This is a genomic window from Roseivivax sp. CAU 1761 (assembly GCF_054482755.1).
Window position 1 is genome coordinate 30876 of record NZ_JBTLRM010000022.1, and the last position, 12108, is coordinate 42983.

General features: G+C 71.6%; 9 protein-coding genes. 1 reads left to right on the plus strand and 8 read right to left on the minus strand.

From position 1 onward, the window contains the following. Positions 1–288: phosphoribosyl-ATP diphosphatase (locus ACXYMW_RS13640; RefSeq protein WP_459035878.1), on the plus strand; the 288-nt coding region annotated here is incomplete at its 5' end. Here ACXYMW_RS13640 and ACXYMW_RS13645 read toward each other — a convergent pair. The 8 genes from ACXYMW_RS13645 to ACXYMW_RS13680 form a co-directional block, all read right to left on the minus strand. Beyond that, positions 229–1275 carry a precorrin-2 dehydrogenase/sirohydrochlorin ferrochelatase family protein gene (locus ACXYMW_RS13645; RefSeq protein ID WP_459035879.1) on the minus strand — a complete coding sequence of 349 codons (1047 nt, stop codon included), beginning with the start codon at positions 1273–1275 and terminating at the stop codon, positions 229–231. The genes ACXYMW_RS13640 and ACXYMW_RS13645 overlap by 60 nt on opposite strands. 12 nt (positions 1276–1287) lie before the next feature. Next, the gene (locus tag ACXYMW_RS13650) at positions 1288–3900 is read right to left on the minus strand and encodes a molybdopterin-dependent oxidoreductase (RefSeq protein ID WP_459035880.1); all 2613 of its coding nucleotides are present in this window, start codon (positions 3898–3900) and stop codon (positions 1288–1290) included. A gap of 168 nt (positions 3901–4068) precedes the next feature. Next, positions 4069–4932, minus strand: a complete 864-nt coding sequence (locus ACXYMW_RS13655; protein ID WP_459035881.1) for a formate/nitrite transporter family protein — start codon at positions 4930–4932, stop codon at positions 4069–4071. Positions 4933–4967: 35 nt separating this feature from the next. Next, positions 4968–5297, minus strand: a complete 330-nt coding sequence (gene nirD / locus ACXYMW_RS13660; protein ID WP_459035882.1) for a nitrite reductase small subunit NirD — start codon at positions 5295–5297, stop codon at positions 4968–4970. Further along, complete coding sequence (gene nirB / locus ACXYMW_RS13665; protein WP_459035883.1) at positions 5294–7729, minus strand: nitrite reductase large subunit NirB; 2436 nt, start codon at positions 7727–7729, stop codon at positions 5294–5296. Before nirB ends, nirD begins: the two co-directional genes overlap by 4 nt. 5 nt (positions 7730–7734) lie before the next feature. Continuing rightward, positions 7735–9420 (minus strand): ABC transporter ATP-binding protein, encoded by a 1686-nt coding sequence (locus tag ACXYMW_RS13670; protein WP_459035884.1) that lies wholly within the window; start codon positions 9418–9420, stop codon positions 7735–7737. Between the two features lie 5 nt (positions 9421–9425). Beyond that, the gene (locus tag ACXYMW_RS13675) at positions 9426–10508 is read right to left on the minus strand and encodes an ABC transporter permease (protein ID WP_459035885.1); all 1083 of its coding nucleotides are present in this window, start codon (positions 10506–10508) and stop codon (positions 9426–9428) included. Positions 10509–10713: 205 nt separating this feature from the next. After that, the gene (locus tag ACXYMW_RS13680) at positions 10714–12081 is read right to left on the minus strand and encodes a CmpA/NrtA family ABC transporter substrate-binding protein (protein WP_459035886.1); all 1368 of its coding nucleotides are present in this window, start codon (positions 12079–12081) and stop codon (positions 10714–10716) included. Between the last annotated feature and the right edge of the window lie 27 nt (positions 12082–12108).

Below are 12108 nucleotides of genomic sequence, written 5' to 3' on the forward strand. Positions count from 1 at the left end.
TCGCCCCCCCCCCCCCCCGCCGATCCGGGCGAGAGCTGGACCGCCACGCTGCTCGCCAAGGGGCCGGAGAAATGCGCCGAGAAGTTCGGCGAGGAGGCCGTCGAGGCGGTGATCGAGGCGGTGCGCGGCGACCCCGAGCGGCTCGCCTCCGAGGCCGCCGACGTGCTCTTCCACCTGCTGGTGATGCTGCGCGCCCGCGACGTGCCGCTCTCGCGGGTGATGGCCGAGCTAGAGCGCCGGCAGGGCCGCTCGGGCCTCGCCGAGAAGGCCGCCCGCTCCGGCGGCTGAAGCGCCCGTCCTGGGCCCCGCGCCCGGCAGCACCTCGCACTCGAGCCCTTCCGCCGCCGCGGCGCGGGCGAGGCGCGCCGCCGTGCCGGCGGCGATTGCGCCGGGGCCGAGCAGCCGGACCACCCGCAGACCGGCCCGCAGCGGCGCCAGCGTCGCCGCGCGGCCCGCGGCGCCGGGCGGCACCGTCTGGCGCTCGGCATCGCGCCGCGCCAGCTCCAGCAGGCCGGGGGCGCAGCCGGCCTCGCTCAGCACCAGATCGGCCTCCTGCAGCCGCTGCACCGCCCGCAGGGTGAGCAGGTCGGCCGCCGCCGGCGCCGCCACCAGGACGAGGCGGCCGCCGCATGCCTCCCCCGGGGCGCCGCCGGCCGCTGCCGCGGCGCGCAGCGCCGCTTCGGCCCCCCGCCGGTCGCCACGGCGCCAGAGCGCGCGCGGAGTGCCCCCGAAGGCCCAGGCCCAGAACGCCCGGCGCGCCGGCCGCGGCACCTGCCGCGCCACCGTGCCGCGCAGGGCCCCGGCCAGCGCCGCCAGCCCGCCGAGGTCCGGCGGCAGGAGCGCCTCGATATCGGTCTTGATGCGGCGCCCCAGGACCGGCGCCGTGCCCTCGGTGCCGATCGCCACGACGACCGGATCGCGGTCGACGATGGAGGGCGTGGTGAGATCGCAGAGCGCCGGCTGGTCGACCACGTTGACCGGCGCGCCCGCCGCCCGCGCCAGCGCGTGCAGCGCCGCGTCGAGCCCCGGGCAGCCGGTCGCCACGAAGACCATGGCGGCGCCCTCGAAGAGCGCCGGCGCGACCGGGCCGCGGTGCCGCTCCGCCCGCCCCGTGGCCACGAGGGCCGCGAGTTCCGGGCAGAGATCCGGCGCCGCCAGCACCAGCCGGGCATCGGTGCGGGCCAGCAGTCGCGCCTTCTGCGCCGCCTGTTCGCCGCCGCCCGCGATCACCACCCGGCGCCCGGTGGTGCGGATGAACATCGGAAAGCTCTGCATCGCCCCCCTCCCCTATTCCGCCGCGGCGCGCGGCGCGCTGCGCGCCAGGAGCGCCGCGATCTCGGGCCGGCAGGAGCCGCAATTGGTGCCCGCCGCAAGCGCCCGGCCCACCGTCTCGACGCTGACGAGACCGTCGCTCTCGATGGCGGTCAGGATGGTGTTCACGCCGATGCCGAAACAGGCGCAGAGCGTCGGGCCGGGATCGGGGCGGTCGGCCGGCGCCCGGCCGCTCAGCGCGTGCGGCGCGGCCTGCCCCGGCAGGTCGGCCAGGTGGTCGCGGGTCAGGGCCAGCGGCTCGGGCCCGGCGAAGAGCGCGGCCAGCAGGCGGCCGTCGGCGAAGAAGGCGATGCGCGCGGCGCCGCGGCCGCGGTCGAGGACAATCTGCGCCGCGGCGTCGGGCAGGTCGAAGAGCCGGCGCGCCCAGGCCTCCCAATTCGCCGGCGGCGCCGTCCCGGCCAGTTCCATGCGCTCGCCCGCCGCGGTGCGCGCCCGGGCCCAGTATTCCGCCTCGGGACGCATCGGCCCCCGCGCCACCGCGAAGCCGTACCAGGCGGCGTCGAAGGGCGCCACGGCGCAGACCCCGGCCTTGCTCTCGGGCTGGCCGGAGACCGGATCGGTGGCGCCCGCCACCAGCGCGTCGATGCGCGCCGCCGAGGCGGTCTCGCCGCTCCAGTGGATCGGCGCGAAGACGCAGCCGGGCTGCACCCGGTCGGTGATCCAGGCCCGGAGGATGGCACGGCCGGTGGGACTGGTCAGCGTCACCAGGTGGTCGGGCCGGATGCCGAGGCGGCGGGCATCGCCGGGATGGATCTCGACGAAGGGCTCGGCCAGGTGGCCGTTGAGCCGCGGCGCGAGGCCGGAGCGCGTCATGGTGTGCCACTGGTCGCGGATGCGCCCGGTATTGAGCCGGAACGGGAAGCGCGGCGCGCGCCTGGCGGCGGGCGGGCGGTGGCGCACCGGGACCATCCGCAGCCGCCCATCGGCATGGAACGACCGGCCGTCGGCGAAGAACCGGCCGCCCTGCCGCGCCGCCACCGGCCAGCGCGTGGGGGCGAGCTCGGCATAGGCGGCGTCGGAGATCTGCGCCAGGCCGGAAATGTCGAAATCGAGCCCGAAGCCGCCGGCGATCCCCGACAAAGCCGCGTGCTCGCGGAAGATCTCGGCCGGGCCGGCATAGTCGAAGGCCCGGGCCCAGCCCATGCGGCGGCCGACCTCGGCGAGGATCGCCCAGTCGGGCCGCGCCTGACCGGGCGCCGGCAGGGCGGCGCGCTGGCGGCTGATGGTGCGGTCGGAATTGGTCACCGTGCCGTCCTTCTCGCCCCAGGCGGCGGCGGGCAGCAGCACATGGGCCAGCCGCGCCGTGTCGGTGGCGGCGGTGATGTCGGAGACCACGGTGAACGGGCACGCGGCGATGGCGTCGCGCACCGCGTCGGCCTCGGGCAGGGTCACGGCGGGGTTGGCATGGATCACCCAGAGCGCCTTGATGCGGCCCTCGGCGATGGCGCGGAACATCTCCACCGCCTTCAGGCCCGCCGCCTCGGGCATCGCCGGGGCATCCCAGAAGCCCTGCACCGCGGCGCGGTGGGCGGGGTTTTCCAGCGCCATGTGGCAGGCCAGCATGTTGGCCAGACCGCCGACCTCGCGCCCGCCCATGGCGTTGGGCTGGCCGGTGACCGAGAACGGGCCGCAGCCGGGCCGGCCGACGCGGCCGGTGGCGAGGTGGCAGTTGAGGATGGCGTTGACCTTGTCGGAGCCGCTGGTCGACTGGTTGACGCCCTGGCTGAACACCGTGACCACCCGTTCGGTGCCAATCCAGAGACGGCAGAACTCGGCGACCGTATCGGGGTCGAGCCCGGTGGGAGACAGATCGGCGGCCTCGGCGGCTTCCAGCGCCGCCTCCAGCCCGTCGACCCGGTCGAGATAGGCGCGGTCGAGCGCGCCGGAGCGCGCGATCTCGGCCAGGAGCGTGTTGAACAGCGCCACGTCGGAGCCGATCTGCAGCGGCAGGTGCAGGTCGGCGCCGTCGCAGGTCGCGGTGCGGCGCGGATCGACGACCACGATGCGGGTGCCGCGGCGCGCCTTGGCCTCCAGCACCCGGCGGTGCAGGATCGGGTGGCACCAGGCGAGGTTGGAGCCCACCAGCACCACCAGGTCGGCCTCGTCGAGATCCTCGTAGGTGCCGGGCACCGTGTCGGTGCCGAAGGCGCGGCGGTGCCCGGCCACCGTGGAGGCCATGCAGAGCCGCGAATTGGTGTCGATGTTGGCCGAGCCGATGAAGCCCTTCATCAGCTTGTTGGCGACGTAGTAATCCTCGGTCAGCATCTGCCCGGAGACGTAGAAGGCGACGCTGTCGGGGCCGTGCCTGGCGATGGTGTCGGAGAACGTCCCGGCGACGCGGTCGAGCGCGGCGTCCCAGGCCACCTCGCGGCCGCCGATGCGCGGCGCCAGGAGGCGGTGGCCCAGGCCCAGCGTCTCGCCCAGCGCGGTGCCCTTGGAACAGAGCCGGCCGCGGTTCGCCGGATGATCGGGATCGCCCCGGACGGCGAGCCCGCCCGCCCCGTCGGAGCGCAGCAGCACGCCGCAGCCGACGCCGCAATAGGGACAGGTGGAGCGGATCTCGTCCATGTCGGGGGCCTTCTTACCGGGGTCTGCGATGCCGGGGCCGGCAGAGTGTCGTGGCCGTCGCGCGGGCGCTGCCGGGAGGGCGGCGCGGGAGCGGCTGGCGGTCACGACGCCTGTCCATGCGGCGCGATGGGGGAGGAGCCGGCGCCCCGTGCGGGCGCCGGGCGGCGGTCACTCGGCGGGGTGCAGCGGCGCGTCTTGCATCCCGCCCTGGTCGGAGACCGGCGAGACGGCGGCGGCGGGGTCGCGGCGGTAATGGGTGCCGTAGATCATCGCGCCGACGAAGGTCAGCCCGCCCACCAGGTTGCCGATCACCGTCGGCAGCTCGTTCCAGAAGATGTAATCGGCCCAGGTGAAGGCGCCGCCCAGCATCAGCCCCGAGGGGAAGAGGAACATGTTGACGATGGAATGCTCGAAGCCGAGGTAGAAGAAGATCAGGATCGGCATCCACATCGCCATGATCTTGCCCGAGACCGAGGTCGACATCATCGCCGCGACGACGCCGGTCGACACCATCCAGTTGCACATCACCGCCCGCACGAAGAGCGTCAGCATGCCCGCCGCGCCGGCCTCGGCATAGCCCACGGTGCGGCTCTCGCCGATCACGCCGAGCTGCTGGCCCACCGCGTTGGGCGCGTGGCTGAAGCCGGTGGTGAAGATGATCGCCATGAACACCGCCACCGTGAAGGCGCCGCCGAAATTGCCGAGGAAGACGAGCCCCCAGTTGCGCAGCATCGACTTCACCGTGACGCCGCGGCGCTTGTCGAGCAGCGCCAGCGGCACCAGCGTGAAGACCCCGGTCAGCAGGTCGAAGCCCAGCAGGTAGAGGGTGCAGAAGCCCACGGGAAAGAGCAGCGCGCCGATCAGGAAGTTGCCGGTGTTGACGGCGATGGTGACGGCAAAGGCCGCGGCGAGGGCGAGGATGGCGCCGGCCATGTAGGCGCGGATCAGCGTGTCCTTGGTGGACAGCTTCACCTTGGCCTCGCCGGCATCGACCATCTTCCGGGCGAAATCCTCGGGCGTGACGTAGGACATGATGAAAATTCCCTGCTTGTGAACGGAGTGTCGGGTCAGGCGGCCGCGGCCACCCGCCCCGTGAGGTCGATGAGCACGCGACCGGCCTCGATGCGGACCGGCCAGGTCTGGACGCGGCCCTCGTCGGGGCCCTGCGCCTCGCCGGTCTCCAGGTCGAAGACCATGTTGTGCAGCGGGCAGGTGACGCGGCGGCCGTGCACGATGCCCTCGGAGAGCGGCCCGCCCTTGTGCGGGCAGGCATTGGTCATGGCGAAGACCTCCGCCTCGCCGGTGCGGAACAGGCCGATGCAGCCGGCGCGGGTCTTGACCAGCCGCGTGCCGCGCACCGGGATGGCGTCGAGCGCGCCGAGATCGGACCAGGTCATTCTGCTGCCTCCAGGGTGAAATCGGCCAGGGCCGCGAAGCGCTCGCACTTGCCGGGTTGCGCGTGCTCCGCCCACGGATCCTTGCGGTAGACGGATTGCGAGATCTCGAAGCGGGCGACGAGGGCGGCCCGCTCCGTGGCATCGTCGACGACCCGCGCCCGGACCCAGTCGAGCCCGACCTTGGCGAGCCACTTGTAGGGCCGGTCGAGATACTTGGCGTGTTCGCGGTAGAGCTGCACGAAGGCGGTGACGACCTCGATCGCCTCTGCCTCGGTGGCGACGTCTGCCAGCCGCTCGACCTCCTTCACGTCCATGCCGGCGGCGCCGCCGACGCCGATCTGGTAGCCCGAATCGACGCAGACGATGCCGACATCCTTGCAGGTCGCCTCGGCGCAGTTGCGCGGGCAGCCGGAGACCCCGAGCTTGACCTTGTGCGGCGTCCACGAGCCCCAGAGGATCTTTTCCAGCTTGATGCCGAGCCCGGTCGAATCCTGCGTGCCGAAGCGGCACCAGTCCGAGCCGACGCAGGTCTTCACCGTCCGCAGGCCCTTGGTATAGGCGTGGCCCGAGACCATGCCGGCGCCGTTGAGGTCGGCCCAGATCGCCGGCAGGTCCTCCTTCCTGACGCCCAGAAGGTCGATGCGCTGGCCGCCGGTCACCTTGACCACGGCGCCGTAGCGGTCGGCGGCATCGGCGATGGCGCGCAGCTCGTCGGCGGTGGTCATGCCGCCCCACATCCGCGGCATCACGCTGTAGGTGCCGTCCTTCTGGATGTTGGCGTGGTTGCGCTCGTTGACGAAGCGGCTCTGCGGGTCGTCCTGGTAGTCCAGCGGCCAGTCGGCCAGCAGGTAGAAGTTCACCGCCGGGCGGCAGACATGGCAGCCGTTGGGAGTCGACCAGCCGAGCTCCTGCCAGACCGCCTCCTGCGATTTCAGTTCTTGGGCTTTGATCAGCCGGCGCACGTCCTCGTGGGTGAGATCGGTGCAGCCGCAGACCGGCTTGGCCGTGGGCATGACGAAATCGTCGCCCAGCGTCACCGCCAGAACCTGTTCCACCAGCCCGGTGCAGGTGCCGCAGGAGGCCGAGGCCTTGGTCTGCGCCTTCACCGCGTCGAGCGTGGTGGCGCCGGCGCCGATGGCCTCGACGATCCGGCCCTTGCAGACGCCGTTGCAGCCGCAGATTTCTGCGTCAGCCGGCAAGGCTGCAACGGCGGCCAAAGGGTCCTGGGCGGACCCTCCCTGATAGGCCGGTCCGAAGATCAGCGTGTCGCGCATCTCGGCCACCGGGGTGGCGTCCTTGATCAGGCCGAAGAACCAGTTGCCATCGGCGGTGTCGCCGTACATCACGGCGCCGACCAGCCGGTCGCCCTCCAGCACCAGCCGCTTGTAGACGCCGCGCGCCGGGTCGCGGAAGACGATGTCCTCGCGGCCCTCGCCCTCGGCGAAGTCGCCGGCCGAGAACAGGTCGCAGCCGGTGACCTTGAGCTTGGTCGACAGCTCCTTGGGCGCGAAGGCCGCGGCCTCGCCGGCGAGCGTCGCCGCCACCACCTTGGCCTGGTCGTAGAGCGGGGCGACGAGGCCGAAGAGCTGGCCGTCGAACTCCACGCATTCGCCGACCGCGAGGATGTCCGGATCGGAGGTCCGCATGGCGCCGTCGACCTCGATGCCGCGCGCGACCTCGAGCCCGGCATCGGTGGCCAGCCGGGTCTCGGGGCGGATGCCCACCGCCATCACCACCAGATCGGCGCCCAGCGTCTCGCCATCCTCGAGCAGCACGGCTTCCGCGCGGTGCTCGCCGAGGATCGCCTTGGTCGAGGCCTTGGTCTTCACCGTGATGCCGCGCTTTTCCAGGTCGCGGCGCAGCAGGTAGCCGGCAGCGGGGTCGAGCTGGCGCTCCATCAGGTGGCCCATCAGGTGCAGCACGGTGACCTCCATGCCGCGCCCGGCGAGGCCCGCCGCCGCCTCGAGCCCCAGAAGGCCGCCGCCGATGACCACGGCGCGGCCGCCGCGGGCCGCCGCCGCGATCATCGCCTCGGTGTCGTCGAGGTCGCGATAGGCCAGCACGCCCGGCAGGTCGTGTCCGGGGACCGGGATGATGAACGGCGCCGAGCCGGTGGCGATCAGCAGCTTGTCGTAGGCCACTTCGCCGTGCTGGCCGACCACCACCTTGCGGGTGCGGTCGATGGCGGTGACATGCTCGCCGAAGCGGCAGGTGACGCCGTTCGCGGCGTACCAGTCGTCGTCATGGGTGACGATCTCGGCATAGCTCTTCTCGCCCGAGAGCACCGGCGAGAGCATGATGCGGTTGTAATTGCCGCGCGGCTCGGCGTTGAACAGGGTGATGTCGTAGGCGTCCGGCGCGGTCTCGCGCAGATGCTCGATCACCCGGCCCGAGGCCATGCCGGCGCCGATGATGACAAGGGATTGGGTCATGGGCTTCACTCCGCCGCGATGGCTTGCGGTGACGGACGCGGCGTCTTCGGACGCGCCCCGTGTTCGTATTCCTCGAGGAAATCGAGGATGTCCTGCCGGTAGGCGTAGTAGTCGGGATGCGCGAGCATGGCGCCGCGGGTCCGCGGCCGCGGCAGGTCGACATCGACGATGCGCCCGATCGTGGCCTGCGGGCCGTTGGTCATCATCACCACCCGGTCGGCCAGCAGGATCGCCTCGTCGACATCGTGGGTGACGCAGATCGCCGTCACCTTGGTGCGCGACCAGACCTCCATCAGCACCTCCTGCAGCTCCCAGCGGGTCAGGCTGTCGAGCATGCCGAAGGGCTCGTCGAGCAAGAGCAGCTTGGGGCTAAGCGCGAAGGCCCGGGCGATGCCGACGCGCTGCTTCATGCCGTTCGACAGCGACTGCGCCGGGCGGTCCATGGCATCGGCGAGGCCGACGCGTTCGAGGTAGTATTCCACCACCTCCTGCCGCTCGGCCCGGCTGGCCCGGGGATAGACCCGGTCGACGCCCACCGCGACGTTCTCCTTGGCGGTGAGCCACGGGAACAGCGAGGGCGACTGGAACACCACCGCGCGCTCCGGATCGGCGCCCTCGACATGGCGGCCGTCGAGCTTGATCGCGCCCTCGCTGATGTCGTTGAGCCCCGCCGCCATGGTCAGCACGGTGGACTTGCCGCAGCCGGAATGGCCGATCAAGGAGATGAACTCGCCGCGCTTCACCTTGAGGTCGAAATCCTCGACCACGGTGAGCGGGCCCTTGGGCGTCGGGTAGACCTTGTGGAGCTGCGAGAAGTCGAGGAAGCGGTCCTCGATCATGCCCTCGGTGGCCTTGGCCTGCGCGGTGGGCAACCCGTGGATCGGGGTGATCCCGGGCAGCTTGCGGGTCTCCTCGACCTTGGCGGCGATGCCGACCTCCATCAGGTATTTGGTGACCTCGCCGCGCAGCGCCTGGAAGGCCGGATCGGTGTTCATCGCGCCGCGGTCGCGCGGCCGCGCCATGCGCACCGGGAATTCGCGGCCGAGCCGGCCCTCGGGGGTCAGGGCGATGATCCGGTCGGCCAGGAGGATCGCCTCGTCGACATCGTTGGTGATCAGCACGCAGGTCTTCTTGTCGGCCAGCCAGATGCGCTCGATCTCGTCGGCGAGGTTGGCGCGGGTCAGCGCGTCGAGCGCCGAGAGCGGCTCGTCGAGGAGCAGCATCTCGGGGTCCATGGCGAGCGCGCGGGCGACGTTGACGCGCTGGCGCATGCCGCCCGAGAGCTCCGCCGGGCGGCGCGTGGCGGCGTGGCCCAAGCCCACCATGTCGACGTAATGCGCCACCTTGGCGGCCTTCTCGGCGGCCGGCATCGCCGGGAAGACGGCGTCGACCGCGAGCCGCACATTGCCGGTCACCGTGAGCCAGGGCATCAGCGCGTAGTTCTGGAAGATCACCCCGCGCTCCGGGCCCGGCCCGGTCACCGGCCGGCCGCGGTAGCGGACCGCGCCGGCGGTCGGCGCCTCGAGCCCGGCCATCAGGTTGATCAGGGTGGTCTTGCCGGTGCCCGAGAAGCCGAGCAGCACGAGGAACTCGCCCTCGGCCACGTCGAGATCGATGTCGGTCAGCACCGGGGTCGCCTCGGTGCCTTCGCCGAAGGATTTGGAGACGGTGTCGAAGGACAGGATGGCCATGGCACTCACCGCTGGTTGGAGAAGGTGAAGGCGGCCTGGATCGCGAACATCAGCCGGTCGAGGAGGAAGCCGATCAGGCCGATGGTGAAGACCGCGACCATGATCCGCGCGAGGCTGGAGGAAGAGCCGTTCTGGAACTCGTCCCAGACGAACTTGCCGAGGCCGGGGTTCTGGGCCAGCATCTCGGCCGCGATCAGCACCATCCAGCCCACGCCCAGCGACAGCCGCAGACCGGTGAAGATCAAGGGCAGCGCCGAGGGCAGGACCAGCTTGGCGATCTTCGCCCGGGTCGACATCTTCAGCACCTTGGAGACGTTGGCGAGGTCGCGGTCGACCTGCGCCACGCCGAGCGCGGTGTTGATCAGCGTCGGCCAGAGCGAGCACAGGGTGACGGTGATCGCCGAGACCAGGAAGGACTTCTCGAACATCCCGTCATTGGTGACGTAGACCGCCGAGACGATCATCGTGACGATCGGCAGCCAGGCCAGCGGGCTGACCGGCTTGAAGATCTGGATGATCGGGTTGAGCGCGGCATTGGCGGTGCGCGACAGCCCGGCGAGGATGCCCAGCGGCACCGCCACCGCGGTGGCGATCAGGAAGCCGAAGAACACGGTGCGGATCGAGGTCGCGATCTGCTGGTAGTAGGACGGCGCGCCGGTATAGGCGACGGTCTTGACCTCGTCGGCGCGGCCGGCGGCGATCAGCTTCTCGTTGCGCGCCGCCAGCATCGCCTCGAACTTCTCGCGCTGGGCGCCGGTGCGCACCGCGTCCTCGTGCAGGCCCAGGGCCTCGGACCAGACCTGGGCCGGGCCGGGCACGGCGCCGAGCGAGGTCTGCACCTGCGGGGCCAGCAGGGTCCAGAGCGCGAGGAAGCCCAGGATGGCCAGGAGCGGCACGCCGGCGAGGCGCCAGGCCTCCCGGGCCTGGGCGCGGGGATTGTCGCCGGCGGCGGCCTTGAGGATCGGCGTCAGCCAGCCCAGGCCGAGGACGCCGAGCCAGGCGTCGGCACGGTTGATGCGGGTGAACCAGACGGCGCGGCGCCGGGCGCGGGCCTCGGACTGGATCTGGGTGGGGTCGATGGCGGTCATGATCGGATCTCTCTGGCTGGGTCTGTCGGACGACGCGCGCTCCTTGCGGAGCGACGCCCCGCCCGCCATCCCGTTTCAGCTTGCGGGGGGTCGGGAGGTGTCGGGCGCCGGAGGCGGCGCGCGCCTCCCTTCGGGTCGGCCCGATCCTTGCGGAGCGGGCGTTCGGCGCCGGGACGGCTCCACCGGAGCCGTCTCCGGGCGCGCCTCACCCCTGCACCTGACCTCCGACGACGGTCTGGCCGCCCTTCAGGCCGATCCCGAGGCTGTCGAGATAGGCGTTGGGTTGGCGGCCGTCATAGACCACGCCGTCGATGATGTCGGCGGCGGGCGTCGGGGCCTTGTAGCCGTCGCTGTCCCAGGGGAAGTCGGCGGCCTCGGCCAGGCCCTCGTCGACCAGCATGCGCGCCGCCTCGAGATAGATCCCGGGCTTGTAGACCGAGCGCGCGACCTCGTCGTACCAGCTGTCCGGCCGGGCCTCGGCGATCTGGCCCCAGCGGCGCATCTGGGTCAGGTACCAGACCGCGTCGGAATAGAACGGGTAGGTGGCGTTGTAGCGGAAGAACACGTTGAAGTCGGGCACCTCGCGGACGTCGCCCTTCTCGTATTCGAAGGTGCCGGTCATCGAGTTGGCGATCACCTCGGCATCGGCGCCGACATATTCGGGACGGGCGAGGATCTCGACCGCGTCCTCGCGGTTGGCGTTGTCGTTCTCGTCGAGCCAGATGGCGGCGCGGATCAGCGCCTTGGTGATCGCCAGGGTGGTGTTGGGGTTCTCTTCGGTGAAGGCGGCGGTCAGGCCGAACACCTTTTCCGGGTTGTTCTTCCAGATCTCGTAGTCGGTGATCACCGGCACGCCGATGCCCTTGAACACCGCCTGCTGGTTCCACGGCTCGCCGACGCAATAGCCGTGGATGGTGCCGGCCTCGAGCGTCGCCGGCATCTGCGGCGGCGGGGTGACCGACAGGAAGACATCGGCGCCGATCTGGCCGGTGGCGTCGCCGTCGCCGTAGAAGCCCGGGTTGAGCCCGCCGGCGGCGAGCCAGTAGCGCAGCTCGTAATTGTGGGTCGAGACCGGGAAGACCATGCCCATGTTGAAGGCCTTGCCCTCGGCGCGGAAGCTCTCGACCACCGGCGCCAGCGCCGCGGCCGAGATCGGGTGCTGCGGCCGTCCGTCGGCGCCGGCCGGGATGTTCGGCTTCATCATCTCCCAGACCTCGTTCGACACGGTGATGCCGTTGCCGTTGAGGTCCATCGAGAACGGCGTGACGATATGCGCCTCGGTGCCGTAGCCGATGGTCGCCGCCAGCGGCTGGCCTGCCAGCATGTGGGCGCCGTCGAGCTGGCCGTCGATGACGCCGTCGAGCAGCACCTTCCAGTTGGCCTGCGCCTCCAGCGTCACGAAAAGCCCCTCGTCGAGGAAGTAGCCCTGCTCGTAGGCCACCGCGAGCGGCGCCATGTCGGTGAGCTTGATGAAGCCGAAGGTCAGCTCGTCCTTTTCGAGGGCCAGCATCTCGGCCATGGCCGGGCTGGTGAGGGCGGTGGCGGCGGCGAGGCCAAAGAGAAGTCGTCGCATTGCTGTCATCCTGTCCTTCTGGACGCC